Source organism: Caulobacter ginsengisoli (assembly GCF_030814835.1).
GTDB classification, from domain to species: Bacteria; Pseudomonadota; Alphaproteobacteria; order Caulobacterales; family Caulobacteraceae; genus Caulobacter; species Caulobacter ginsengisoli.
Genome location: NZ_JAUSVS010000003.1, coordinates 263,293 through 288,647, shown reverse-complemented (window position 1 = coordinate 288,647; position 25,355 = coordinate 263,293). Strand labels below are relative to the sequence as shown.

26 protein-coding genes and 1 tRNA gene are annotated in these 25,355 nt (G+C 68.9%); 14 read left to right on the top strand and 13 right to left on the bottom strand.

Features of this window, described 5'->3' with window-relative positions; translation table 11 throughout:
- Positions 1–3 precede the first annotated feature (3 nt).
- Positions 4–747 (bottom strand): ComF family protein, encoded by a 744-nt coding sequence (locus tag QO010_RS11175; RefSeq protein WP_370873745.1) that lies wholly within the window; start codon positions 745–747, stop codon positions 4–6.
- Positions 748–817: 70 nt separating this feature from the next.
- Positions 818–1,327 carry a type III secretion system chaperone family protein gene (locus QO010_RS11170; protein ID WP_307349145.1) on the bottom strand — a complete coding sequence of 170 codons (510 nt, stop codon included), beginning with the start codon at positions 1,325–1,327 and terminating at the stop codon, positions 818–820.
- Positions 1,328–1,448: 121 nt separating this feature from the next.
- Here QO010_RS11170 and QO010_RS11165 point away from each other — a divergent pair, with 121 nt between their 5' ends.
- Both QO010_RS11165 and QO010_RS11160 read left to right on the top strand, forming a co-directional pair.
- The gene (locus QO010_RS11165; protein WP_307349142.1) at positions 1,449–2,378 is read left to right on the top strand and encodes a methyltransferase domain-containing protein; all 930 of its coding nucleotides are present in this window, start codon (positions 1,449–1,451) and stop codon (positions 2,376–2,378) included.
- Positions 2,368–2,895 (top strand): GNAT family N-acetyltransferase, encoded by a 528-nt coding sequence (locus QO010_RS11160; protein ID WP_307349141.1) that lies wholly within the window; start codon positions 2,368–2,370, stop codon positions 2,893–2,895. Before QO010_RS11165 ends, QO010_RS11160 begins: the two co-directional genes overlap by 11 nt.
- Here the strand turns inward: QO010_RS11160 and QO010_RS11155 are convergent.
- Positions 2,892–3,137, bottom strand: a complete 246-nt coding sequence (locus tag QO010_RS11155; protein WP_370873743.1) for a Flp family type IVb pilin — start codon at positions 3,135–3,137, stop codon at positions 2,892–2,894. The genes QO010_RS11160 and QO010_RS11155 overlap by 4 nt on opposite strands.
- Positions 3,053–3,454, bottom strand: a complete 402-nt coding sequence (locus QO010_RS11150; protein ID WP_307349138.1) for a (deoxy)nucleoside triphosphate pyrophosphohydrolase — start codon at positions 3,452–3,454, stop codon at positions 3,053–3,055. Before QO010_RS11150 ends, QO010_RS11155 begins: the two co-directional genes overlap by 85 nt.
- Positions 3,455–3,526: 72 nt before the next feature.
- On the opposite strand from QO010_RS11150, the gene kdsA reads away from it, so the two are divergent.
- Positions 3,527–4,378 carry a 3-deoxy-8-phosphooctulonate synthase gene (gene kdsA, locus QO010_RS11145; RefSeq protein ID WP_307349136.1) on the top strand — a complete coding sequence of 284 codons (852 nt, stop codon included), beginning with the start codon at positions 3,527–3,529 and terminating at the stop codon, positions 4,376–4,378.
- Here kdsA and QO010_RS11140 read toward each other — a convergent pair.
- Genes QO010_RS11140 through QO010_RS11130 form a run of 3 tightly spaced genes read right to left on the bottom strand, consistent with a single transcriptional unit; the run spans position 4,375 to position 8,395 of the window.
- The gene (locus QO010_RS11140; protein WP_307349135.1) at positions 4,375–5,910 is read right to left on the bottom strand and encodes a carboxylesterase/lipase family protein; all 1,536 of its coding nucleotides are present in this window, start codon (positions 5,908–5,910) and stop codon (positions 4,375–4,377) included. The two genes, kdsA and QO010_RS11140, sit on opposite strands and share 4 nt — an antisense overlap.
- Positions 5,910–7,361 (bottom strand): bifunctional glutamate N-acetyltransferase/amino-acid acetyltransferase ArgJ, encoded by a 1,452-nt coding sequence (argJ, locus tag QO010_RS11135; RefSeq protein WP_370873742.1) that lies wholly within the window; start codon positions 7,359–7,361, stop codon positions 5,910–5,912. The genes QO010_RS11140 and argJ overlap by 1 nt, the downstream gene beginning before the upstream one ends.
- Entirely contained in the window at positions 7,358–8,395 is a 1,038-nt protein-coding gene (locus QO010_RS11130) for a peptidylprolyl isomerase (protein ID WP_307349134.1), read from the bottom strand. Before QO010_RS11130 ends, argJ begins: the two co-directional genes overlap by 4 nt.
- Before the next feature lie 198 nt (positions 8,396–8,593).
- Here QO010_RS11130 and secA point away from each other — a divergent pair, with 198 nt between their 5' ends.
- Entirely contained in the window at positions 8,594–11,365 is a 2,772-nt protein-coding gene (gene secA / locus QO010_RS11125) for a preprotein translocase subunit SecA (RefSeq protein ID WP_307349133.1), read from the top strand.
- 25 nt (positions 11,366–11,390) lie between these two features.
- On the opposite strand, the gene QO010_RS11120 is transcribed toward secA, so the two are convergent.
- Both QO010_RS11120 and QO010_RS11115 read right to left on the bottom strand, forming a co-directional pair.
- Positions 11,391–12,779: a carotenoid oxygenase family protein gene (locus tag QO010_RS11120; RefSeq protein WP_307349132.1), complete on the bottom strand. Its 1,389-nt coding sequence runs from the start codon at positions 12,777–12,779 to the stop codon at positions 11,391–11,393.
- A 9-nt stretch (positions 12,780–12,788) separates the two neighbouring features.
- Complete coding sequence (locus tag QO010_RS11115) at positions 12,789–13,862, bottom strand: DUF2855 family protein (RefSeq protein ID WP_307349130.1); 1,074 nt, start codon at positions 13,860–13,862, stop codon at positions 12,789–12,791.
- Between the two features lie 76 nt (positions 13,863–13,938).
- On the opposite strand from QO010_RS11115, the gene QO010_RS11110 reads away from it, so the two are divergent.
- From QO010_RS11110 to QO010_RS11080, 7 genes are all read left to right on the top strand, one after another.
- Entirely contained in the window at positions 13,939–14,538 is a 600-nt protein-coding gene (locus tag QO010_RS11110) for a TetR/AcrR family transcriptional regulator (RefSeq protein ID WP_307349127.1), read from the top strand.
- Positions 14,539–14,586: 48 nt separating this feature from the next.
- Complete coding sequence (locus QO010_RS11105) at positions 14,587–15,735, top strand: epoxide hydrolase family protein (protein ID WP_307349126.1); 1,149 nt, start codon at positions 14,587–14,589, stop codon at positions 15,733–15,735.
- 191 nt (positions 15,736–15,926) lie between these two features.
- Positions 15,927–16,934 carry a threonine aldolase family protein gene (locus QO010_RS11100; protein ID WP_307349125.1) on the top strand — a complete coding sequence of 336 codons (1,008 nt, stop codon included), beginning with the start codon at positions 15,927–15,929 and terminating at the stop codon, positions 16,932–16,934.
- Between the two features lie 73 nt (positions 16,935–17,007).
- Positions 17,008–17,388, top strand: coding sequence for a DUF983 domain-containing protein (locus QO010_RS11095; protein ID WP_307349123.1), 381 nt, complete (start codon positions 17,008–17,010; stop codon positions 17,386–17,388).
- A gap of 114 nt (positions 17,389–17,502) precedes the next feature.
- A complete protein-coding gene (locus QO010_RS11090) occupies positions 17,503–17,658 on the top strand; it encodes a DUF3309 family protein (RefSeq protein ID WP_307349121.1) in 156 nt (51 codons plus the stop codon).
- A gap of 64 nt (positions 17,659–17,722) precedes the next feature.
- The gene (locus tag QO010_RS11085; RefSeq protein WP_307349120.1) at positions 17,723–19,177 is read left to right on the top strand and encodes an MFS transporter; all 1,455 of its coding nucleotides are present in this window, start codon (positions 17,723–17,725) and stop codon (positions 19,175–19,177) included.
- Complete coding sequence (locus tag QO010_RS11080) at positions 19,177–19,950, top strand: DUF599 domain-containing protein (RefSeq protein ID WP_307349118.1); 774 nt, start codon at positions 19,177–19,179, stop codon at positions 19,948–19,950. The genes QO010_RS11085 and QO010_RS11080 overlap by 1 nt, the downstream gene beginning before the upstream one ends.
- Here QO010_RS11080 and QO010_RS11075 read toward each other — a convergent pair.
- Complete coding sequence (locus QO010_RS11075) at positions 19,947–20,285, bottom strand: MmcQ/YjbR family DNA-binding protein (protein WP_307349115.1); 339 nt, start codon at positions 20,283–20,285, stop codon at positions 19,947–19,949. The genes QO010_RS11080 and QO010_RS11075 overlap by 4 nt on opposite strands.
- Positions 20,286–20,402: 117 nt before the next feature.
- Between QO010_RS11075 and QO010_RS11070 the strand changes: the two genes are divergently transcribed.
- The 3 genes from QO010_RS11070 (at position 20,403) to QO010_RS11060 (ending at position 22,445) form a co-directional block, all read left to right on the top strand.
- Positions 20,403–21,338 (top strand): tetratricopeptide repeat protein, encoded by a 936-nt coding sequence (locus QO010_RS11070; RefSeq protein ID WP_307349113.1) that lies wholly within the window; start codon positions 20,403–20,405, stop codon positions 21,336–21,338.
- A complete protein-coding gene (locus QO010_RS11065; protein ID WP_307349111.1) occupies positions 21,269–22,291 on the top strand; it encodes a hypothetical protein in 1,023 nt (340 codons plus the stop codon). The genes QO010_RS11070 and QO010_RS11065 overlap by 70 nt, the downstream gene beginning before the upstream one ends.
- A gap of 64 nt (positions 22,292–22,355) precedes the next feature.
- Positions 22,356–22,445, top strand: a tRNA-Ser gene (locus QO010_RS11060).
- Positions 22,446–22,476: 31 nt separating this feature from the next.
- Here QO010_RS11060 and QO010_RS11055 read toward each other — a convergent pair.
- Genes QO010_RS11055 through QO010_RS11045 form a run of 3 tightly spaced genes read right to left on the bottom strand, consistent with a single transcriptional unit; the run spans position 22,477 to position 25,354 of the window.
- Positions 22,477–23,016: a hemerythrin domain-containing protein gene (locus QO010_RS11055; RefSeq protein ID WP_307349109.1), complete on the bottom strand. Its 540-nt coding sequence runs from the start codon at positions 23,014–23,016 to the stop codon at positions 22,477–22,479.
- A gap of 11 nt (positions 23,017–23,027) precedes the next feature.
- Positions 23,028–24,230: an alginate export family protein gene (locus tag QO010_RS11050; protein ID WP_307349107.1), complete on the bottom strand. Its 1,203-nt coding sequence runs from the start codon at positions 24,228–24,230 to the stop codon at positions 23,028–23,030.
- Positions 24,227–25,354 carry a peptidylprolyl isomerase gene (locus tag QO010_RS11045; protein WP_307349106.1) on the bottom strand — a complete coding sequence of 376 codons (1,128 nt, stop codon included), beginning with the start codon at positions 25,352–25,354 and terminating at the stop codon, positions 24,227–24,229. The genes QO010_RS11050 and QO010_RS11045 overlap by 4 nt, the downstream gene beginning before the upstream one ends.
- Position 25,355 lies beyond the last annotated feature (1 nt).

The window sequence follows — 25,355 nt, the reverse complement described above, 5'->3', positions numbered from 1 at the left end:
GCCCTATATAGTCGTGTCCGTGGCGGCTCGCACCTTGGCGATGACCGCCAGGTCGACCTGGGCCGCCCCGGCCGCCAACAGGGCCCGCGCGCAGCCGTGGGCGGTGGCCCCGGTGGTTAGCACATCGTCGATCAGCAGGATGCGCCGGCCCTCGACCTGGGCGCGTTTGGAATCGGGCACATCGAAGGCTCCCGCGACGTTGCGGCGGCGCCCGACCGCCGACTTGCCGCCCTGGGTGTCGGTGGCCCGTTCGCGGACCAGCACGTCGGGCAGATAGGCCAGGCCGGCGCGGCGGGCCAGCGGCCGGGCCAGTTCGGCGGCCTGGTTGTAGCGCCGCCGCAGCAGGCGCCAGCGGTGCAGCGGGACCGGGACCACCGCATCCGCCTCGGCCAGCAGCTCGCCCGCCGCCCGCTCCAGCCAGCGGCTGAACAGCACCGCCAGGTCGGTGCGATCGCCATGCTTGAACATCAGGATCGGCCCGCGGCTGGCCTCGTCATAGAGGCAGGCGGCCCTGGCCCGGGCGAAGGCGCGCGGCCTGGCCATACAGGCCGGACAGCGGACCGCCGGGCCTGGATCATAGGGAAAGGGCGAACCGCAGCCGTCGCAGACTGGGTCGGCCAGGAACTCGATGCCCTGCCAGGCGCCGGCCGGCAGGCCGCCGGACTGGGCGGGGGCGCCGGCCAGGGTGGTCTGCGGCAGGATCAGGTCCAGCAGCCGCGCCGAGGCGCCGGCGATCCGCCGGGCCAGAACCTGGGCTTGGGCCTGGGCTGAGGAGGGGTCAGTCTGCGTGCTCAACCGACCCCCTTCGCATGGCCGCCTACTTGTCCTTCAGGAAGGCTTCCGGATTGGTGAGGAAGGCCTGGAAGTCCGAGAGACAACCATTGAACGTCTTCAGCTGCAATTCAACGGTCTGGGCGTTGTCCGACGGGTCGACCATCACGCCCATCCACACCGAGGTGCTCTTGTCCGCCGCGCCGTAGACCGGGCAGACGAAGGTCCAGCGGTTCCAGCGGTTGATCTGGTCCAGGGTCGGCTCTTCCGTCCAGTTGGCCGTGTAGATGGCGACCTTGCAGTTCAGCTTGCTGGTGTCGCACTTGTAGAATTCCACCACGAACTTGGTGCCGTCGCTGGTCGTGGCCGCGACATAGGGCTTGTTGCCCTCGACCTTGGTCGTGGCGGTAAAGCCGTCGGCCTGGAGCACCCGGGCCACGTCGGCCGACGAACCGGCCGAGAACCCGGCCGCCTGGGCGGCGCCGCCGAAGGCCATGGTCGCGCAGAGCGCCAAAGTCGTGACGAGAGTCTGGGTCGCTGCGATTTTCTTGGACATCTGAAGTCATCCCATGTTGGTGGCGATCAGACTATCGGCGTATGGCGAACGCCGCTTCCCCATTTTTGGGGGCCCCGCATCAGGTTTGCGGGCGACCGAACAGAGACCTATCTCCGCGCCCATGATCGCTTCTCCCATCCTGTTCGACCGCGCCCTGCACCGGCAAAGGCTCGACCGCGCCGCTCAGGCCTACGCCACCGCCAGCTTCCTCAAGCGCCGGGCGGCGGACGACGCGGTGGTGCGGCTGGAGGCGATCATGCGGCGGTTTCCGCGCGCCGTCGACCTGGGCGCCCGCGACGGGGCCTTCGCCCGCGCCCTGGCGATCAGCGACGCGGCCGAGAAGATCGACTGGCTGATCGAGACCGACCTTTCGGGCGCCATGCTGGCCGGCCGCGCCGGGACCCGGCTGGTCGTCGACGAGGAGCGGCTGCCGTTCGCCCCGGCCAGCCTGGACCTGATCGTCTCGACCCTGGCCCTGCACTGGACCAATGACCTGGTCGGGGCCCTGATCCAGATTCGCCAGGCCCTGAAGCCCGATGGCCTGTTCATCGGCGCGGTCCTGGGCGGCGCCACCCTGACGGAGCTTCGCCAGTCGCTGCTGGCCGCCGAGGTCGAGCTGACCGGCGGGGCCAGCCCGCGCGTCTCGCCCTTCGCCGACGCCTTCGACGCCGCCGCCCTGCTGCAGCGGGCGGGGTTCGCCCTGCCCGTCGCCGATGTGGACCGGGTGACGGTCCGCTATGCCGACCCGCTGGCCCTGCTGCGTGACCTCAGAGCCATGGGCGAGACCGCCGTGCCGATGGAGCGGCCGCCCCGCGGCCTGACCCGCGGCGTGCTGGTCCGGGCCATGGAACTCTATGCCGAGCGGTTCGCCGACCCAGACGGCCGCATCCCGGCCACCTTCGAGATCATCACCATCACCGGCTGGGCGCCGGCCGAAACCCAGCAGAAGCCGCTCAAGCCCGGCTCGGCCCGGATGCGGCTGGCCGACGCCCTGAACAGCATCGAACAGAGCGCCGGGGAAGCGGCGGGAAAACCCGACAATGACCGCTGAGGCCGCCTTCACCCTGACTCTGGCCAGGCCCGAAGAGGCGCCCCTGCTCGAGGGGTTGATGCAGTTCTACATCTACGACTTCTCGGAAATGGAGCCGCCGGGCTCCACGGGCTTCGAACTGGACGGGACGGGGCGGTTCGAACCCTATCCCTATCTGGACCGCTACTGGAGCGAGGAAGGCCGCATCCCGCTGATCCTGCGGGTCGATGGCCATCCCGCCGGCTTTGCGCTGATCAACAGCCATTCCCACCGCGACGACGGCCATGTCGAGCGCAATATGGGCGAGTTCTTCGTGGCGCGGAAACACCGCGGACGGGGCCTGGCCGACTGGGCCCTGCACGAGATCCTGGCCCGCTATCCCGGCCGCTGGGAGATCGCCATCGCCCAGCGCAACGCCAGGGCCATCGTCTTCTGGCCCAGGGCCATCAAGGCGGCAGGCAATGTCTCAGAGATCGAGGAGATCCAGGGCGACGGGATCCACTGGACGGGGCCTATCTGGACCTTTGTCGCCCGCTAGCTGATCGCGCCGGCGATGGCGGCGCTGACGCGGTCCATGATGTCGGTGGTCTTGTTGCCGAAGGCGGTCACCGAGGTGACGATGACCAGGAAGATCAGGCTGGCGATCAGGCCGTATTCGATGGCCGTGGCTCCCGACTCGTCGCGCCAGAAGCTTTTCAGAGAAAATCGCGCAGATAGGCGACCAGCGGCAGGTCCGCCGGCGGCATGGGGTAGTCGCTGAGCTGATCGGGTCTGACCCAAGCGAGCGCCTCGTGTTCCCGCGCCGTGACGAAGCCGTCCCAGCGCCTGCACAGATACAATGGCATGAGCAGGTGAAATGAATCGTAACCGTGGGACGCAAATACGAACGGGGCCAGGCAGGCCTCCGTCACCTTGATCCCCAGCTCCTCATCCAGCTCGCGGATCAGGCACTCTTCCGGGGTTTCACCGGGTTCCAGCTTGCCGCCCGGAAACTCCCACAGCCCGGCCAGCTGCTTGCCCTGCGGCCGCTGGCAGATCAGCACCCGGCCGTCGACATCGACCAGGGCGCAGGCGGCGACGAGGAGCATTGGCTTCATCCGCCGGACCTAGCAGGGGCGCGACAGAACGCAAACCTCTGCTATGGAGCGCGCTACAGTTTGGAGTTGCTGATGACCGTCCTTACCCTGAAGCGCTGGAACCTCTCGATTGGCGACCAACAGCCGCTGGTCGTCATTGCTGGACTTAACGTCATCGAGGACCTGGACCTGGCGCTATCGACCGCCCGTCACCTCAAAGCGGTCTGCGCCGACCTAGGCCTGCCCTATGTGTTCAAGGCGAGCTACGACAAGGCCAACCGCTCCTCGATCAAGAGCTATCGGGGGCCCGGCCTGGAGAAGGGCCTGGCCATCCTGGCCGAAGTGAAGTCCAGGGTCGATGTCCCCATCGCCACCGACATTCACACGCCGGAGGAATGCGAGCCGGTCGCCGCCGTGGCCGACCTGGTGCAGATCCCCGCCTTCCTCTGCCGCCAGACCGACCTGGTGGTCGCCGCCGCCCGCGCCACCCATGCCGCCGGCGGCCTGCTACACGTCAAGAAGGGCCAGTTCCTGGCCCCCTGGGACTGCAGGAACATCCTCGACAAGATCGCCGAGGCGGCCGGGGCCCGCGACTTCACCATCCTCTGCGAGCGGGGGAACAGCTTCGGCTACAACAACCTGATCGTCGACATGCTGGGCATCGGCGAAATGAAGAAGCTGGGCGCCCCCGTCACCATCGACGCCACCCACGCGGTGCAGCTCCCCGGCGCCGACCCACGCACCGGCGGGGCTTCGACGGGTGGGCGCCGCGACGGCGTCTCGGTGATCGCCAAGGCGGCGGTGGCGGCCGGGGCGGACGGGGTGTTCCTGGAATTCCACCCCGACCCGGACAAGGCGCTGTGCGACCCGCTGAGCTGTTTGCCGCTGGATGGGGCGGCGGACCTGCTGCGGACGCTGAAGGGCATCCACGCGGCGGCGAACTAACGCGCTGCCCTGGCCAGGGCGATGGCGTCCAGTCTTGTGGGGTTGGGCGCGGGGCCAACCCAGGGACCGTCGGCGGTGAAGTCGAGCAACAGGCCGCCGTCCGCCTGATAGAGCGGCCAGGCCAGACGTCCGCCGCCATTGGGATCGCCGGTCTTGGCGAAGGCCACCCAGTAGGCGCTCATCAGCTGCGAGACCATGCGGTCGTCCTCGCCGGTCGGCCAGGTCGAGGCCTCCAGGGTCTGGAAGACATACTGCCGCTCGGAGGCGTGCGGCGCGCCGCTGAACATTCCCCGCGCCGCCGGCGACACCATCGAGAAGCGGTAGAGCCAGGTCTGGGCGCGGCCGGCGTGCAGCCCTGCCAGCAGCCGGGCCGGCTCGGTGAAGAGCACGTCGCTGACCAGGTTGAGACGCAGGGCCTCCTCGTCGCCATAAGCCTTGGCGATGGCCTCGCGAGTGGAGGCCGGCAGCTTGGCGATCCCCCATTGCCGGTCGGCGTTGGCGCTTCCGGGCGGCGGGAATTCCAGGCTGTTGGAGCCGACCAGATAGGGAATCGGCATCTCCAGTCCCTGCTGGAAGGCGTCGTCGACATCGGCGGTGAGGATCTGGCCGTCGATGGTCGGGCCCCAGCCGGAGACGCGGTAGGGATCGCCCGTGGCCAGGATCTTCTCCACCGGAATGCCGCGCAGCTGCGCCGCCGTGGCCTTGGGATAGCCCAGCCGCGCCGCCAGGGCCTCGCCCTGCGCCTCGGCCGACGGATAGCCCTCGCGGTTGGTCGCCTTCAGGCGCGGCGCCGACTCGCGCCCAAGCCCCGACTGCACGATGGCCTTGTGGAAGAGGCCCCGGGCGGGCGGCGAGGTCATCAGCTTGTTGACCGACATGCCGCCGGCCGACTCGCCGAACAGGGTGACATTGTCGGGATCGCCTCCGAAGGCCGTGATGTTGCGCTGGACCCATTGCAGGGCGGCGATCTGGTCCATCAGGCCGTAGTTGGCCAGCGGTCCGGCCGGCTGTTCGGCGCTGATCGCGGGATGGGCGAAGAAGCCCAGCCAGCCGAGGCGATAGTTGAGGGTGACCACCACCACCCCCTGCCGGGCCAGGGCGGCGCCGTCATAGAGCGGGGCGCTGGCCGAGCCGTTGACGAAGCCGCCGCCGTGGATCCAGACCATCACCGGCTTAAGCGGCCCCGCCAGGCCCGGGGTCCAGACATTGAGGGTCAGGCAGTCTTCGCTGGCGGGCAGCGGGCCCACGCCGTTGTCTTGCGGGTTGTAATTCTGCGAGCAGATGGGGCCAAAGGCGTCGGCCGCCTTGACGCCCTTCCAGGCCTTGGCGGTCTGGGGCGGGCGCCAGCGCAGACGCCCGACCGGAGGGGCGGCGTAAGCGATGCCCTTGAAGCTGACAACGCCCGGGCCCGGAACGCCGCGCAGGACGCCGCTGTCGATGCGCACGATGGGACCGGTCTGGGCGCTGGCCTGGCTGCCCGGCCAGAGGGCGAGAAGACCGGCGATCAGAGCGCCGGCGGTGCGCCTGATCATCAGGAGCGGTAGTCGCCGTTGATGGCGACATACTGCTTGGTCAGATCGCAGGTCCACACGGTCGCCGAGCCCCGGCCGACGCCGACATCGACGCTGACCTCCAGCTCCGGCTTCTTCATGTAGGCGCTCATCTTGGCCTCCGAATAGTTGGAGGCGACCATGCCGTCGTGGGCGGCGACCAGATTGCCGAACTTCACCGTCACTCGCTCGCGGGCCACCGGCTCGTCGGCCCGGCCCACGGCCATGACGATGCGGCCCCAGTTGGCGTCCTCGCCGGCGAAGGCGGTCTTGACCAGCGGGCTCTCGGCGATGGTGCGGGCGATCTTGCGGGCCGAGGCGTGGCTCTCGGCGCCGGTGACGTTGATCTTGACGAACTTGGTGGCCCCCTCGCCGTCGCGGACCAGCTGCAGGGCCAAATCCAGCAGCACCCCTTCCAGCTTCTCGCGGAAGTCGGCCAGCCGCTTGTCGCCGGCGCGGTGGATGCGCGGGGCGCCGGCCGCCCCGGTGGCGAACAGCAAAAGGGTGTCGTTGGTCGAGCGGTCGCCATCGACCGTCACGGCGTTGAAGGTGGTGCGGGTGTAGAGGCTGACCAGGGTCTGCAGGGCGCCCGGGGCGATGGTGGCGTCGGTGGCCACGAAGGCCAGCATGGTGGCCATGTCCGGGGCGATCATCCCCGAGCCCTTGGCAATTCCGTTGATCGTCACCTTGTGGCCGTCGATATCGGCCACCGCCGTCGCCCCCTTGGGGAAGGTGTCGGTGGTCATGATCGCCGCCGCCGCCGCCGGCCAGGCGTCCTGGGCCAGCCGGTGTTCCAGCTCCGGCAGGCGGTGGGTGATCTTGCCGTCGTCCAGCACCACCCCGATCACCCCGGTCGAGGCCATCATCACGTCGCGCTGGCGGCAGTCGAAGCGCTTGCCCACCGCCGTCGCCACCCGGCGGACGGCGTCGGCGCCCGGCCGGCCGGTGAAGCTGTTGGCGCAACCGGCGTTGACCACCAGGGCGCGGATGTCTTCACCCTTGGAGGCGGCCAGCTGCTTCTTGCACCAGTCGACCGGCGCCGAGCCGATGCCGTGGCGGGTGAAGACCCCCGCCGCCGTGGTCCCCTCGGCGAAGCGCATCAGGAGGACATCCTCGCGGGCATGCTTGTAGAAGCCGGCCCGGCCGGTGGCGATCTCCACCCCGGCGATCGGTGGCAGCCTGGGGAACTTCACGGCCAGCGGCGAGACGGCGAGGCCCGGCTTGCCCGGGGCCGGCGACTTGGCCTTGGGAGTCTCGGTCGGCTTGTCGCTGAACTGGTCGCTGTCCCGCTCGGCCCGCTTCAGCGCGGCCCGCTTGAGCATCGAGGCCAGCGGGTCGAGCGCACGCTCCACCGCCTGCCCGACCATCTCGGCGGGCTGCTTGACGGCGGCTTCCAGCGCCTGGGCCGGGGTGATGCGGGGACGCTTGCTCATTTCTTCTTCGCGGGAGCAGGGGCGGGCTTGGCGGGAGTCAGGGTTGGCTTGGCCACGGGCGCCGGGACCGGCGGCGGGGCGGCGGCGGGCGGGGCGTTGACCTTGTCCTGCACATCCTTGGGCGGGGCCGAGGCCGGCTCCTGCGGGGCGCCCGGCAGTTCGGGCGACTTGGGCAGGAAGGTCTCGACCTTGGCCCCGGCGCGCAGGCGCTCGAGCAGGTCGCGGACCTTGTCGTAGGTCAGGAACCGCACGATCTGCGGCCGGGCGGCGTCCAGGGTGATGGGATCCTCCTGGCGCTTCTCATCGACCCGCACCAGGGCGAAGCCGCCGTCGACCGCGAAGGGACCGATCAGGTCGCCGACCTTGGCCTCCTTCAGGGCCACCTGATAGGGCTCGGGCATGACGTCCAGGGTGAAATAGCCGCCGAAGTCGCCGCCGTTGAAGCGGGTGGCCGAGTCGCTGGAGCGCTGCATGGCCAGGGCGTCGAAACTGGCGCCGGCGGTCAGCAGCTTCTTGATCTCCTCGCCCTGGGCCTGGGTGGCGACCACGATCTGGCGGGCCTTCAGCTCGTCGCTGTTGCGGGCCAGGCGCAGCTGCTCCTGGTAGAGGTCGTTGATGGCGCTCTGGGTCACGGCCTTCTCGACCACGCCCTCGACCAGCATGTCGGACAATATCCGCTCGCGCGCCGCCGCCAGCCGCTGCTGGGCCAGCGGGTCCTTGTCCAGCTTGCGCTTGATGGCCTCGGCGGCCAGCAGCTTCTGGTCGATGACCTCCTGCAGCACCTGGCGGAACAGGTCCGACTGCAGGTCCAGCGGCTCGCCCTCGCCGATCAGCCCCTGGGCCACGGCCTCGCGCTTGACGTCGGAAACCCAGACCGTGCGGCCGTCGACGCGGGCGACAGCGGTGTCGCCGGCTTCGGGCGGCTTTTCCGAGCCCTTGTTCTGGCCGCAGGCGGCCACGGCCAGACTCATGGCGATGACCGCGATGAGCGGCAAAAGGCCGAACCTGCGTCCGCCCTGCTTGCTACCGGTCATGGCCCCTCCAAAGACTGTGTCCACCCTGGCTCCCTATCCTTAAAAAGCGTCCGGCGCCAACTGCATGCGACGGTGCGCTCGTTGACACTGCAAGGGTCGCTGCTTAAGTCTCCCGCGCGCTAAACGGGCCGATATTCATAGCAGGCGAAGGCCTGAAGCGACCCAGGCGCAATAACGCTTCACCGGAACCTCTCCCGCATGCTCGGCTTCGCCAAAAAGTTCTTCGGCTCTTCAAACGATCGCAGCGTCAAGGCCATGATGGGCCGGGTCGCCAAGATCAACGCCCGGGAGCCGGAATTCGCCGCCCTGAGCGACGAGGCCCTGCAGGCCAAGACCGACGAGTTCAAGGCCCGGCTGGCGGCCGGCGAGACGCTGGACGACCTGCTGGAGGAAGCCTTCGCGGTGGTGCGCGAGACCTCCAAGCGGGTGCTGGGCCAGCGCCATTACGACGTCCAGATGGTGGGCGGCATGGTGCTGCACCGCGGCGGCATCGCCGAGATGCGGACCGGCGAAGGCAAGACCCTGGTCGCCACCCTGGCCGTCTATCTCAACGCCCTGACCGGCAAGGGCGTGCACGTCATCACCGTCAACGACTATCTGGCCCGCCGCGACGCCGACTGGATGGGCCGCATCTACCGCTTCCTGGGCCTGACCGTGGGGGTCATCGTCCATGGCCTCACCCAGGGCGAGCGCCAGGCCGCCTACGGCAGCGACATCACCTACGGCACCAACAACGAGTTCGGCTTCGACTATCTGCGCGACAACCTGGTCTATGACGTGCGCGAGATGGTCCAGCGCGGCCACCCTTTCGTCATCGTCGACGAGGTCGACTCCATCCTGATCGACGAAGCCCGCACCCCGCTGATCATTTCCGGCCCGACCGAGGACCGCAGCGAATTCTACCGGACCATGGACCTGCTGGTTAAGGACCTGATCCAGGACAAGACCAACTACGACCATGACGAAAAGCAGCGCCAGGTGCTGCTGACCGAGGAAGGCTCGGAGCGGATCGAGGAGATCCTGCTGACCTCGGGCCACCTGGCCGCGGACTCGGCCGGCCTCTACGACCCGGCCAACATCTCGGTGGTCCACCACATCAACCAGGCCCTGCGGGCCAACATCCTCTACACGCGCGACAAGGACTACATCGTCAAGGCCGGCGAGATCATCCTGATCGACGAGTTCACCGGCCGGATGATGACCGGCCGCCGGCTTTCGGAAGGCCTGCACCAGGCCATCGAGGCCAAGGAAGGCGCCGAGATCCAGCCCGAGAACCAGACCCTGGCCTCGGTCACCATCCAGAACTACTTCCGCCTCTACGAAAAGCTGTCCGGCATGACCGGCACGGCCGCCACCGAGGCCCAGGAATTCGGCGACATCTACAAGATGGACGTGGTCGAGATCCCGACCAACCGGCCCGTCATGCGGATCGACGAGGACGACGAGGTCTACCGCACCGCCGCCGAGAAACACGCGGCGGTCATCAAGCAGATCGAGGACTGCTATCGCCGCGGCCAGCCGATCCTGGTCGGCACGGTGACCATCGAGAAGTCCGAGCAGCTGTCCGAGCTGCTGCACGCCCATAAGTTCGAGATGGACGGCAAGACCATCACGGGCATCCCGCACAACGTGCTGAACGCCCGTTTCCACGAACAGGAAGCCCTGATCGTGGCCGACGCCGGCGTGCCGGGCGCGGTGACCATCGCCACCAACATGGCCGGCCGCGGCACCGACATCCAGCTGGGCGGCAACATCGACATGCACATGATGCAGTGGCGCCAGGAACAGCTGGGCCTGGGCATCGAGCCCAGCCATGAGGCCGAGGCCGAGGAGAAGGAACGCTTCGAGGCCGAGATCGCCGAGGCCCGCGCCCACGCCCTGCGCGAGGGCGGCCTGTTCGTGCTGGGCACCGAGCGGCATGAAAGCCGCCGCATCGACAACCAGCTGCGCGGCCGGACGGGCCGTCAGGGCGACCCGGGCCGGTCGAAGTTCTTCCTGTGCTGCGAAGACGACCTGTTGCGCATCTTCGCCGGCGAGCGGCTGGACGCCATCATGCGCTCGTTCGGGGTGCAGGAAGGCGAGGCCATCACCCACAAGTGGCTGAACGGCGCCATCGCCACCGCCCAGAAGCGGGTCGAGCAGCGCAACTACGAGATCCGCAAGAACCTCCTGAAATACGACGACGTGGTGAACGACCAGCGCAAGGCCGTGTTCGAGCAGCGCCAGGAATTCATGGAGGCCAGCGACCTCTCGGAAATCATCACCGAGATGCGCCACGACGTGGTCGGCGACATGGTCCATCGCCACCTGCCGCCCAAGGCCTATGCCGAGCAGTGGGACATCGAGGGCCTGGACGAGCGGGTCCGGGTCTATCTGGGCATGGAGCTGCCCCTCAAGGAATGGGCGGCCGAGGAAGGCATCGGCCACGAGGAGATGGAAGAGCGGATCGTCAAGGCCGCCGACGCCAGGGCCACCGACCGCGAGAACATCCTGTCGGCCGACCAGACCCGCAGCATCGAAAAGCAGTTCCTGCTGCAGACCATCGACATGCAGTGGCGCGAGCACCTGATGCACCTGGACCATCTGCGCAACGTCATCGGCCTGCGCGGCTATGGTCAGCGCGACCCGCTGAACGAGTACAAGACCGAGGCCTTCACCCTCTTCGAGGTGCTGTTGTCCAACCTGAGGACCAACGTCACCCGCTGGCTGCTGACCGTCGAGTTCCAGTTCATGGAGCCCGAGCCTTCCGACCCGATGGAAGGCTTGGTCGAGGTGCATCTGGACCCGGGCACCGGCCAGAACGACCGCGCCATGATGCTGGCCGCGGCCGGCAGCGCGCTCAGCCCCGACCAACGCGCCGCCCTGCCCCCGACGGCTCTGCCGGAAGGCTGGGAGCGCACCAGCCGCAACGCCGCCTGCCCCTGCGGCTCGGGCCGCAAGTTCAAGCACTGCCACGGGGCGCTGGTCTAGTCCGGCCTCCTGGCCCCGGCGGAGTCTAGGCGGCGACCCAGTTGCCGTGGAAGCCGAACGGCACCCGGCACGGCAAGCGGGCCGTGGCGACCGGGCCGGCGGCGACGTCCAGGGCGTTGAGCACCACCAACTCGCTGACATCCTCGGCGCCGCGATGGACGACGGTGAGCAGCCAGCCGTCGCCCTCCGGCGCGTCGGCCGAGCGCTCGGCGAAGACCGGCTCGCCCACCGCATCGCCCATCGGGACCTCCCACTGGGTGCGACTGCCCGTCTTCAGGTCGATATGGGCGATGGCGTTGGAGCGGAAGTCGCCGGGCTTGACCGACTGGGCGGCGAACCAGCCGTGGCGGTTGGCCCGGAAGGTATAGCGCTCGTCGTAGCGGGGAAACTCACCGGCCAGGTCGTCGAGCTTCTCTTCCTTGATGGTATCGCTGTCGCCGGCCAGGTCGAAGGTCCAGCGGACCAGATAGGCGGCGGCGTTGTGGCCTCGCGAGCCGTCGGCATTGGGGAACAGCGGGGCGCTGTCGTAGCGCATGACGTCGGCGATGAGCTTCTGACCGTCTTCCCAGGCGTTCATGACGTGGAAGACGTAGCAGGCGTCGGTGGAGAACCAGCGGATCGTGTCGACGCTGGCGTCCCGGGCCATCACCCCGACATAGGCGCCCTTGTCGGGCTCCCAGGCGAACGGCGGCAGGCCGCTCATCGCCCGCTGCAGGCTGCCGGTCAGCGGCAGGACCGGGAACAGCACATGGCCGCTGGTGACCATGAAGTCGTGAATCATGCTGCTGTAGGGCGCCTCGAACCTGTCGCGACGTTTCAGGATCCCGTCGGCGCCCGTGACGCCGTAACTGACCGTCGGCGACAGTGGCATTTCGGCGTCGGCATAGCCGAAGAACACCAGCTCACCGGTGACCGGGTCGGTCTTGGGATGGGCGGTCACCTTGCCGCCGAAGGCCGCGTGGCCCTTGGACCCCAGCGTGACGGGGTCAAGCTCGAAGGGGGCATGAGCCTCTTCCAGGGCCAGCAACCGGCCGGCGTGCCAGACGATGTTGGTGTTGGCGACGCCGCTGTCCTTGCCCATGGCGTCGGGGTCGGTGGTCATCGGGTTGCCGAACGTGCCGTAGAGCGACTTGCCGGCGGCGTGCTCCAGCTCCCATTTGGGCGTGCGGACCCAACGGTTGCGGTAGCGGACGGCGCCGTTCTCCACGAAGAAGCCGTGGATCATCCCGTCGCCGCCGAACCAGTGGTAGTTGGGATCGCGCGGCTCGAACTGGGGGTTGGGGCCGTTGCGATAGAGGGCGCCGGCCAGCTCGCGAGGCAGCTCGCCGGTGACTTGCAAGGTGAAGTCATCCTCGCTGCGGACCGGGGCGAAGTTGCCCGTCAGGTAGGGATTGATGCGAACGTCGCCGTCCATGGGAGTCTCCTAGGCGAGGGTGATGATGTGGCCGGTGTCGGGGCTGGCGCGGCCTTCGAGCACCTGGGCGTAGATCGCCGCCAGGGCGTCCGGTCCGGCGTGATGTTCCAGCTTCAGCCAGGGGTTGGCCCTGACGAATTCGCTCATGGCCGCGGTGAAGTCGCGGTCGAGGCCTTCCTGACCGCTGGCCTTGATGCGGGCGCGGATGTGGTCGGGGGCGAAGAACAGGACCGGCTTGGGCCCGGGCAGATCGCCCCCGCCGCCGCCCGACCCGGCCTTCCAGTGGGTGACGCCGACAATGGCGCTGTGGACCAGGTCGTCGCCGAAGCGGCTGTGAACCGCCAGGACCACGGCCGGGTTGCCGGCGAAGTCGATATAGGCGACCGGACGCCGCGTCTCGAGGGTGGGAATGTCGCCATAGACCGCGACCTGATCGAAGAAGCCCAGCCCTTCCAGGAAGGCCCGATTGCCTTCCGAGGTCAGGCCCGTGACCTTGACCCCGCGCCTGGCCAGCAGCCAGGCCAGGCCCAGCGCGGTCTTGCTGGAGGCGCTCGACATCAGCACCGAGCCGGCGCCCAGGTCGTCCTGCCGGGCCAGCCAGTCGTCGATCACGAACGAGGTCATGAACAGCGGCCGCAGCAGCGCGCGGTAGTCCTCCAGCCCGTCGTCGGCCAGGACCTCGCTGTACTGGTTGTAGGTCGGCGGCAGCTCGGCGCGGTGGGCGGCGGCGTCGACCAGGCCGTGGCCGGTGCGCCGCAGCTGGGCCTTGAAATGGCTGGACATCGGCAGGTAGCCGAACACCCGCGTCCCGACCGCCACGTCCGGGACGTTGGAGCGCACCACCCGGGCGAAGCCCCAGACCGGGATACGGCCCCAGCCTTCCGGAGCAGGGAAGAACCGCCAGTAGCCAAAGGCCTCGCCCATGGCGCCGTAGGTGATGTTGTTGGCGGTCAGCGCGAACCGCTCGACCTCCAGCAGCGCCTCGCCGGCCTCCAGCGCAACCGCGTCAGGCGCCGGCCCCTCCCGCCGCTCGGTGCGGGCCAGGTCGTCCTTGCCGATCAGGAAGTCCCAGGTGGCGGTCATCGGCGCCCTTTCTTTTTACGACGTAAATTTATAAGGTAAGCTATACCAGCGCGCAAGCGTCATTGTTCAGGTCATCATGCCCCGCGTCCTCTCCCCCGCCCAGGTCGAAGATTTCCGCGAGCGGCTGTGCGCGGCGGCCGAGCACCTGTTCGCCGAGCATGGCCCGGGCGGGGTGACCATGCGCCAGCTGGCCGCCGAACTGGGGGTCAGCCCCATGACCCCCTACCGCTACTTCAAGGACAAGGACGCCATCCTGGCCGCCGTCCGGGCCAGCGGCTTTGCCCGCTTCGCCGAGTCGATGAAGGCGGCCTTCGGCAAGGAATCCGAACCGGTCGCGCAATCGCGTGAAGTGGGCCGCGCCTACGTGGACTTCGCGCTCGGCAATCCCGACGCCTACCGCCTGATGTTCGACTTCGCCCAGCCCAACGAGGCCGACTATCCCGAACTGGTCGAGGCGGCGACCAACGCCCGCCAGATGCTGGTCCGCCAGGCCGAGGGCATGATCGCCAGCGGCCAGATCGAGGGGGAGCCGGTGATGGTGGCCCACATGCTGTGGGCGGCGCTGCATGGCGCGGTGGTCCTGCAGATGGCCGGCAAGCTCTCCCCCGGCATCGATCCGGCCAGGCTGCGGGGCGACACCTTCCGCGCCATCGTCAAGGGCCTCAGTCCCGCTTGACCGCCGCCGCGTCACCTCGCTCAAGTCGCCTCAACGAGGAGACGCGAGATGGCCGGACCGACCCCCTTCAGAGTCGAATGGAGCGAACAGGCGGTCGAGGCCGTGCTCGCCAAGGTCCGCGCCTATGAGTTTCCGCCCGCCCCGCCCGGCGGCGGTTGGAACTACGGCTGCGACGCCGACTACCTGCAGTCGGTCTGCGCCCACTGGGCCAGTGGCTACGACTGGCGCGCCGCCGTGGCCGAGCTCAACCGCTATCCGCAGTTCACCGCCAAAGTGGAGGACTTCGACGTCCACTTCCTGCACGTCGTCGGCGAGGCTGGCGGCAGGCGCCCGCTGATCCTTACCCACGGCTGGCCGGGCAGCCACTACGAGTTCTGGGACGTCATCGACAAGCTGGCCTTCCCGAGCAAACACGGCGGCAAGGCCGAAGACGCCTTCGACCTGGTCATCCCCTCCCTGCCCGGCTTCGGCTTTTCGTCCAAGCCCGCCCGCCCCTTCGGCCAACGGGCCACGGCGCGGCTCTTCAACAGCCTGATGGTCGATGTGCTGGGTTACGACACCTACCTGGCCCAGGGCGGCGATTGGGGCGGCCTGGTCACCAGCTGGCTGGGCTTCGACCACGGCGCCCACGCCAAGGCCATCCACCTCAACATGATCGGCCTGCGCCCCGCCGGCTCGCCGCAGAGCCCCGAGGAGATCGCCTGGATCACCCGCACAGGCGCAGCCATGGACATGCTGGGCGGCTATTTCCGCCTGCAGGCCTCCAAGCCCCAATCCCTGGCCTGGATGGCGGCCGGCAATCCGGTCGGTCAGGCGGCCTGGATCCTGGAGCGCTTCCACGACTGGTCCGACCTGCGGGCCAAGCCGTTCGAGGCCGTCTACAGCGCCGACCAACTGCTCACCAACATCATGATCTATGTGATGACCGACAGCTTCACGACCGGGGTCTGGTACTACCGCGCCCTGCTGGAAGAGGGCGGTGTGAACCTCCAACCCGGCCAGCGCTGCGAAACCCCCACCGCCTTCGCCAACTTCCCCGGCGAGGCCCTCTACTCCGCTCCGCCCCGCAGCTGGTGCGACCGCGCCTACAACATCACCCGCTGGACCGACATGCCGACGGGGGGCCATTTCGGGGCCATGGAAGAGCCGGACCTGTTCGTCGATGACGTGCGGGCTTGGGGGCGGGAGGCCGGGTAGAAACCAAACCATCCACGTCATTCCAGGCCTTGTGCCTGGAATCCCGCGTTCAGCCTGCCGCCCAACCGAAGGTGACCCCGTGACGTCTCCGCTCAACGGCCTTATCACCCTGCGGCAGACGGCGGGATCCTAGGCACAAGGCCTAGGATGACGCGGTTGGAATGCCGCGCAACAGGATCTGAGAATTCCCCATGGCCCGCTACGACTTCGCCTCCGACAACGTCGCCGGAGCCATGCCCGAAGCCCTCGCCGCGCTGAACGCGGCCAACGACGGCGCCGCCTCAGGCTATGGGACCGATCACGTGACGGCTCGGGCCGCCGACCTGATCCGCGAGGCGCTGGACGCCGACGCCGAGGTGCGGTTCACCGCCTCGGGCACCGCGGCCAACGCCGTGGCCCTGGCCTGCCTGGCCCAGCCGCACGAGTCGGTGCTGGCCCATGAGCACGCCCATGTCTGCACCGACGAGACCGGCGCGCCCGGCTTCTTCGGCTCCGGTGTGGGCCTGATCGGCCTGCCGGGGCCGAGCGGCAGGATCGACGGGACGGCGCTCACCGAAGCCCTGGCCCAGCCCGACGTTTCCTACCGCCAGCCGGCGGCGGCCCTGTCCCTGACCAACGCCACCGAATACGGCACGGTCTATTCAGGCGAGGCGCTCAAGGCCCTGATCGATCCGGTCAAGGCCAGGGGCTACGGCGTCCACCTCGACGGCGCGCGCCTGGCCAACGCCGTGGCGGCCGGGTTTTCGCTCAGGGGGATCAAGGCCCTGGGTGTCGACATCCTGGTCATGGGCGGCACCAAGGCCGGCTCGACCCCGACCGAGGCCATGGTGATCTTCGACAGGACCCTGGCCCGCCGCTTCGACGCCCGGCTCAAGCATGCGGGACAGCTGGTCTCCAAGGGCCGGTTCCTGTCGGCGCCCTGGATCGGCATGCTGGAAAGCGGCGCCTGGTCGGGTCGCGCCGCCCACGCCAACGCCATGGCCCAGCGCTTGGCCGCCCTGATGCCCTTCCCCATCCTGCACCCGGTCGAGGCCAACGGCCTGTTCGTCGAGATGGACGAACCGACCCTGGAACGGCTGCGGCAGTCGGGCTGGTTCGTCTATCGCTTCCTGGACGGCAGCGTGCGGTTCATGTGCTCCTGGGCGACCACGGCCGAGATGGTCGACGAGCTGGGCGCGGCGCTGAAGAGCATCCGGTAGGGCCGGATATCGGAAACCCTTTGTGAGCCCGGAGCGCCTTTCGAAGCCGCGCTGAAAAGCCCATATAGCCGCCATGACCGACACAGCCCTGCAAGTCCGTCGCCCCGTCTGGCGCAGCATCAAGCGGGGGCTGGCCCACAAATGCCCCAACTGCGGCGAAGGGCGCCTCTTCACCCGCTATCTCAAGGTCTCGCCTGTCTGCGAACACTGCGGCGAGGACCTGGCCAGATACCGGGCCGACGACGGGCCGGCCTATCTGACCATTCTGCTGGTCGGCCACCTGGTCATCGCCCCGATGCTGTTCTTCCCGATCGTCTGGGAAACCTCGCCCCTGGTCGTCATGCCCATCGCGCTCAGCGCCATCACGGTCATCACCCTGACCGCCCTGCCCCGTATCAAGGGCGGGTTTGTAGGGTTGCTGTGGGCGATCAGACCGGGAGATCACCAGCACTGAAGCGCGTTCCGAAAAGTGTGAAGCGGTTTTCGGGAAAACGCGCGCCCGCTTGAAGTCCGGAACTGGGACGGCCCTGGGGAATTCCCAAGACAAGCCGTTCAAGGAGCTCCGGACATGCTGGGTACTATTCTGATCATCGTTCTGATCCTGGCCCTGCTCGGGTCGTTGCCGACGTGGGGACACTCGCGCAGCTGGGGCTACTATCCCTCCGGGGGACTGGGCCTGGTGCTGGTGATCATCATCGTGCTGGTGTTGATGGGCCGGATATAGCGATCCATCTAGCCTTCCGCGCTCAATCGCCTAACCTCCCTGCCCAAATCGGGTGGGGAGCGGCATGAGTCAGAGTGACACCACGGCGGGCGGGACGGCCCCGAGCCTCCCGCCCTTGGCGCGCCTGAGGGCCATACTGGGCGGCTCGGCGGGCAATCTGGTCGAGTGGTACGACTGGTCGACCTACCTCTTCCTCAGCCTGTATTTCGCCAAGCAGTTCTTCCCCGAGGGCGACCAGACCGCCCAGCTCTTGAAGGCCGCGGCGGTGTCGCTGGTCGGCTTCCTGGCCCGGCCGCTGGGGGCCTGGCTGATGGGCCTCTATGCCGATCGGGCCGGACGGCGGGCGGCGCTGACCCTTTCCATCTCGCTGATGTGCCTGGGTTCGCTGATCATCGCCTTCGCCCCGACCTACGCCATGGTCGGCGGCATCGCCCCGATCGTGCTGCTGGGCGCACGGCTGCTGCAGGGCCTGTCGGTCGGCGGCGAGTACGGGGCCAGCGCCACCTATATGAGCGAGGTCGCCGGGCGGAAGCACCGCGGCTTCTGGTCCAGCTTCCAGTACGTGACCCTGATCGCCGGCAGCCTGACCGCCCAGCTGGTGCTCATCATCCTGCAGGCCACGCTCAGCAAGCCGGACCTGGACGCCTGGGGCTGGCGCATCCCCTTCGTGATCGGCGCCCTGCTGGCGGTGATCGTGTTCTGGATCCGCCGCCGGCTGGACGAAAGCCATTCGTTCAAGATCTCGACCGAGGCGCGGATGAAGGTCTCGCCCCTGCAGGGCTGGAGCGTGGGCCTGCTGGTCGTGGCCATGCTGGCCAGCGCCGGCTTCGGGTTCGGGACCAAGGGCGCGCTGGCCGACGAGGCCCAGATCGGCGCCATCGTGCTGTTCTTCGCGCTGCTGGCGGTGCTGATCGCCCCGACCCTCAAGGCCCACCCCAAGGCGACCCTGGCGGTCATGGGCCTGACCGCCGCCGGCTCGCTCGGCTACTATGTCTACACCAGCTACATGCAGAAGTTCCTGGTCAACACCTCGGGCTTTTCCAAGGACCAGGCGACGATGATCAGCGCCGCGGCGCTGTTCTGCTTCATGCTGGCCCAGCCGTTGTTCGGCTGGCTCTCCGACCGGATCGGCCGCAAGCCGATGCTGCTGATCGCCTTCGCGGGCGGGGCCATCGTCACCTGGCCGATCCTGTCGACCATGGCGGTCACCCATGACCCGATGACCGCCTTCCTGCTGCTGCTGGGCGCCCTGCTGTTCCAGTCCTGCTACAGTTCGATCTCGGCGGTGGTGAAGGCCGAGCTCTATCCCACCCACATCCGGGCCCTGGGCGTCGCCCTGCCCTATGCGGTGGCCAACTCGGTGTTCGGCGGCAGCGCCGAATATGTCGCCCTGGCCTTCAAGCAGAACCATCACGAGAGCGGCTTCTACATCTATGTCACGGTGGTGATGATCCTGGGCCTGGCGGTCTCGCTGATGATGCGCGACACCCAGAAGCACAGCGCCATCCTGGAGGATTGATGCCCCTCGCCGACCTGGCCGCCCTCGCGCTCTTCCTGGTCGCCTGGATCGCCTATGAGCCGGTGCTGAAGGCGACGGCGGGCGGCTCGATCCTGAACACCGACATGGCGGCGATCCGGGTGGCCTGGATGCGGCGGATGGCGGGCCGGGACAGCAAGTTCATGGACGGCCAGCTGCTGGGCCATGCGCTCAACACCGGCAGCTTCTTCGCCTCGTCCAACCTGCTGCTGATCGCCGCCTCGGCCGGCGCCCTGTTCGGCGGCGAAAAGACCTTCGCCAGCGTCTCCAGCCTGGCCCTGGTCCAGACCTCGTCCAGGCTGATGTTCGAGGTGCAGCTGGCCCTGGTGGTGATCACCCTGGCCCGGGGCCTGCTGGATTTCATCTGGTCGATCCGCCAGATGAACTACTGCCTGACCATCATCGGCGCCGCGCCCGAGGGCGAGGACCTGCAGGACGCCACCCTGAAGAACGCCTTCGCCGAGGCGGCGTCGGCGGTGCTGAACCCGGCCCTGTCATCCTTCAACGCCGGGGTGCGCGGCTATTATTTCGCCCTGGCCGCGGCGGCCTGGATCTTCGGCCCGGCGGCCTTCGCGGCGGCGACGCTCGGGGCGGTGGGCCTGCTGGTCTGGCGCCAGCGCAGATCGGCCTCGGCGGCGGCCATCGCCCGGCTGCGGCGGGTGATGGACGCCCAGGTCGGGCCGGTCAGCAAGCCGGTCCGTCGGCGCGGCGTGAAGCTCAAGCCGCCCCGCATGCCCTGGACGAAGAAGCCCTAGAGACCCAGTTCCGCCCGCAGCTTCTTCGTCAGCTTGGCGGCGATCAGCGCATGGGCGTTGGCCAGCCAGCCCTCGACCTCGGCATCGTCCAACGGCGCGATGTCGGCGAAATAGACCCACTTGGCCCGGGCCAGATAGGGCGCCGGGATGGCCGGGCCGGTCTCGGTCAGGGCCTCGAAGGCGATGTCGCTGGCCTTGAACGAGGCGCTGCCATTTGGCCCCAGCACGGCGAACATCTTGCCGCCGATCTTGTAGACCTGATCCTCGCCCCACTGGACGTTCATGGTGGCGCCGGTCAGTGCGCGGGCGGCTTTGTCGAAGGCGGCGGGGGTCATGGAAGTCTCCAGAAGCGGCACGGAGAATACGCGTCGGCGCGGCCGAAAGCATCCAGCGGACAAACGCCAAGTTCCATGGCAGACTGCCCGCAAAAGGGGATCTCGGGGAGGAAGACGATGGTCCTGAAATCACGCGTATGGCTGGCCGCCGCGGCGGTCGTGGCGCTTGGCGCCGGATCGGCCCTGGCTTCGGGCGGCGGGGGCGGAGGCGGCGGCGACATGCCCTCCTCGACCGCGCCGAGCTATGACCCGGTGGTCGAGTACCAGAAGGGCATCGACGCCCTCAAGGCCGAGAACTGGAAGCTGGCCGAGCGCAGCTTCAGCCATGTCACCGAGGTCGCCCCCAAGGCGCCGGAAGCCTGGTCGATGCTGGGCATGGCCCGCTACCGTCAGAACGATTTCAAGGGGGCCCGCAAGGCCTTCGAAAAGGCCGTGAAGCTGGCGCCCAACGACATCGTCAGCCTGGGCCTGCTGGGCGTGACCCAGGCCAAGATCGGCGATGCGGTCAAGGCCCAGGCCACCCTGGCCGACCTCAAGACCCGCCAGGCCACCTGCGCCGACAAATGCCCCGAGGCCGCCACCCTGAAGGCGGCCGTCTCCAGCGTCGAACAGGCCCTGGCTCCGGCGCCGGTGGCGACCCCGGCGGCGTCGCTGACCCTGCCCGCCCTGCCCGCCTTCCGGCCCATGGACGGCGATAAGCTCTATCTGGCGGCGGTGTCGCTGATCAACGAGGGCCGCTATGGCGACGCCCTGGCCTCGCTCGACCAGGCCAGCCTGGTGCTGGGCCCGCACCCGGACGTGCTGACCTACCAGGGCTACAGCTGGCGCAAGCTGGGCCAGCTCGACCGGGCCGAGGACTATTACCGCCAGGCCCTGGCCATCGCTCCCGACCATCGCGGCGCCACCGAATACTATGGCGAGCTGAAGGTGGTGCGCGGCGACCTGAGCGGCGCAAGGGCCATGCTGGCCAGACTGGAAAAGCAGTGCGTCTACGGCTGCGCCGAGGTCGACACCCTGCGCCGCTGGATCGCCGCCGGCGGGGACCCGGGCTGAGAGCGGCGCTGCATATCGCGCTGGGCGGCCTGATCCTCGTCCTGACCACCGGCGCGGCGGCGCCAGCGGGCCTGAAAGCCTTTGCCTGGTTGGCGCCCGGCCACGATCCCGTGGCGGCGCTGGGCTTCCAGCCGCCGGAGTGCCTGAAACCGCAGGCGAGCCAAGCCCTGCAGGTCGCTATCGGCCGCGCGGCCTTCCGCAGCCCGCTCATCCTTGGCGGCCAAGCGGCGCGGGCTGGAATTTCCTGCGAGACCTGCCACCGCAACGGCCGCACCAACCCCGACTTCCTGTTCCCCGGCGTCTCCGGCGCGGCGGGGACGGCCGACGTAACCTCCTCGATCTTTTCCAGCCACCGCGGCAACGGTGTCGACGATCCCCGGCCCATCCCGGACCTCGGCGGCCCCAAGGCGGCGCTGAAGATCGACCAGTCGCCGGACGCCAGGGCCCTGGAGCCCTTCATCCACGGCCTGATCACCCAGGAATTCGACGGCCCCGAGCCGCCTCCGGCCGTGCTGGAGGGGCTGGCGGCCTATGTGCGGGCCCTGGACCCCGCCGCCTGCCCGACCGGCGACACGCCCACCCCCCTGACCTCAGCCAGCTACCTGGCCGACGCGGCGATGGCCGAGCGCACCGCCGAGTTCAGCCTGTACCGCAAGGATCCAGCCACCGCCCTGGTCCTGCTGGACGCGGCCCGCTCCCGGCTTGGCCTGCTCGCCGAACGCTATGACCGCAGCCCAAAACTGACCCGGCGCCTCGCCCGGTCGAGCACTGACATGGCCGCCGCCGCCGACCGCCTCCGCGCCGGCGACATCCCCGCCGCCCAGAGGATTCTGACCCGCTGGCAGGACGACTGGCCGCAGCTTCTGCTGGACCTGAAGGCGGACGAACCCAACTCCCTTTTCGCCCCGGCAAGACTTTCGGCCGCACCACGCTTGCCGCCGCAAGCTTCCTGAGTATATTGCGCGCCTCCCGCGCCGGGGCCTTTTCCAGCCCCGACGATAGAAGCGCGCGAGATGCGGTGAGGTGGCCGAGTGGTTTAAGGCGCTCGCTTGGAAAGCGTGTGTAGGGGAAACCTTACCGAGGGTTCGAATCCCTCTCTCACCGCCAATCCCACCCCCGGCGGACTCGCGGTCACCCTTTAGCGCCGGGCCAGGCCGCGGCGTATCGCGAGGCGGTTCGACAGGTCCAGCAGGTCGCGTTCGGTCAGGCGCAGTCGGGCGAGGGGCAGGATCACGGCGTTCTCAAGCGCCAGGTGCCCGCGTTCCTGCGCCGCGAAGGCCTCCAGCGCGCGGCGGCGGACGTTGTTGCGGCCGATGGGGGCCTGCTGGCGAAGGCAGGTCTCCAGGTGATGGCGCACGGTGGCGGCGCGGTCGAGGTCCTTGGCGTGCTCGCCCGCGAGCCGGCCCAGCAGGGCCTCGATATTGTCTTCGGGCTGGGCCCGGGCGCGCATCAGCGGGAAGAGATCGTTCTCCTCGTCCAGGACATGCAGGCCCAGCTCATGGATCACGAAGTCGAGCAGCCAGCGGATGACGCCCTCGTCGAACTGGGTCGCCAGCGACGCGCGCTGCATGAGGTCGCAGAACTGCCGGTGCCGCTGATGCTCGGCGAAGAACCAGGCGATCGGATCGGACAGCAGGATGTCCGGGGTGGCGGCGACCTGGGCGGGACTGCGCAGCATGGGCGACCTCGCTAGAACTTGGTTTCCAGGGTCAGCCAGACCTTGCGCCGGTCGGCGAAGCCCGGCCGCACGCCATCGAAGCTCGCCGCCCGCGCCTCGACGGTCAGCCGCTTGGTGATCGGGACCGAGGCCGAGAGATCGAACTCGCGTCCGTAACGTTGCGATCCGTCGTCGGCGGTGAAGTCGTGGGCCGCCGCCTGCAGGGTCACCGGTGTGGCCTTGGGTCCCAACTTGAACGTGGCGCCGGCCCGCAGGTTGAGGTCGCGCACCCCGGACCGCGGCGTGGTCAGAAAGACATCGGCCCAGCCCTGGTAGGCGAACAGGGTGGCCAGCGGGGTCTGGAATCCGCGGTGACCGTCGCCCTCAAGGCGCTCGAAGCCGACCGTGACCCACTGCGTCGGGCGCTTGAGGCCGACCCCCAGGTCGAGATAGTCCAGGTCGAATTTCGTGGGGCTGTTGCGATAGTCCGTCTGGCGGGCGAGCTCGGCCTCATAGGTCAGTTTGAGATCGGGCCGCAGCGGCCAGGCGCCCGCGAACCGGGCGCCCCAGGTGGCGTTGGACTGGGCCGGGGCGTTGTCGGATTCCAGCAGATAGCCATAGCCGGTCAGCTGCCCGGCCCTGGTCTTCAGCTCGGCCTGGAAAAGGTTGCTGTCGCTGTCCCATTCGCCCTGGGCGCTGCCCTGGCCGAACACCCGGTGGACCCGGTCGATATAGACGTAGGTGAGGGCCAGGTCCTTGGTCGGCCGGTAGGACAGTCTCGCCGCGTCGAAGGTCTGTTCGTTCTGACGGAAGCCGGCATTGCCGACGAAGCGGGCGTTGCCGAGGATCAGGCGCTGGCGCCCCACGACGGCATCGGCCGTCTGGCCCGTCCAGGCGATCTGGGCGCGGTTCAGCTCGGTGGTCTCGGGGTCGCCGACCACCGGATAACCGAGCTTGCCGTTGGTCGTCGAGTTGTAGCCGTCCTTGAGGGCGACGACATTTTCGCCCTCGATCAGCGCCTTGAAGCCATGCCAGGCGGGCGTCTCGTAGCCCAATCGGGTGCGCAGGGTGAGCGCCTGGGCGTCCTTGGCCAGTCCCTCCTGGTCGACGGATTCCGAGCGCAGGCGAACCTCCAGGATCACCTTGCCGGGCAGCTCGTCGGCCCGGGCCAGACCCGGCGCGATGACAGCCAGGGCGAGGCCGCCGGCGGCCAGTGAGCGGTTAAGGCGGCTCATGAGGCGACCCTGCGGATGACGGTGAAGACCTTCCTGGCCGGAACCAGTTTCGAGCGCAGCACGGCGGCCAGGCAGGCCAGGGCGGGATCCTCGCTATCGCGGGCGGCGGAGATCAGCTGGGTCCAGCGCTCGTCATTGGCGTCGGCCACGAACTCAGCCATGGCGGCGCGGGCGAAGTCAGGGGGCGTCTCATCGGCGGCCAGGGCGGCGGCGGCCAGGCGCCGGCCCAGGTCCGCGTCGACGGCGTCCAGCCAGGGAACCAGCCGCTCGGCGGCCCCGGTGTCGCCCAGGAAGTCGCCCAGTGTGGCCGAGCCCTGCCGCACGCCGCCATCGTCGGTGAGGGTCAGCGCGACCCCCTGCCCGCGAGCCTGGGCCGTGAGCTCGGCCACATAACGGGCCGCCGCCGACGTCCAGGCCCGGCTCTCGAGATGCAGGCGGATGACCTCGACGACCATTTCGAACGGCAGCTGGCGGCCCTCGATCCGGCGGTCGAGCCGCAGCACATGCCAGCCGAAGCGCGAGCGCACCGGCTGGGCGGCGACCTCGCCGGGGGCCAGGCCGGCCAGGACCCGTTCGATCTCGGGGACCAGGTCGCCCGGGCTCAGCTGGCCCAGCGATCCGCCCGTGACGCCGGAGGGACAGTCGGAATGCTGCCGGGCCAGGGCGGCGAAGCCGTCGGCTCCGGCCGCCAGGGTCAGGATCATCGCCGCCGCCACGTCATGGGCGGCGTGGATGGCCGCATGGTCTTCGCCCCCCCGCTCGCTCAAGCGCGGCTCGATCAGAATATGGGACGCCTCGGTGAGCGCCGGGGTACGGAACCGTCCCGGCGCGGCGTCATAAACCCGCCGGCATTCCGCGTCGCTGGGCGAGGCGACCTCAACCTCGGCGTCCAGCAGTTCGCGGATCAGCGCCTCCTCGAGCGTCTCCTCGCGGCCCCGCTCGTCGAACTGGCCCGTGGTCTCCAGACCCAGTTCCAGGGCGCGATGCAGCAGCAGGGCGCGGATGGCCAGGGCGTGGCCGGCCGCGGCGCGGGCCTCGGCCGCCGAGCCGCCGGGATGGTTCTGGGCTTCCTGCGCCAGCAGAGCCTCGGGGATCTCGACCCCGTCGATGACCAGTGCGCGCATG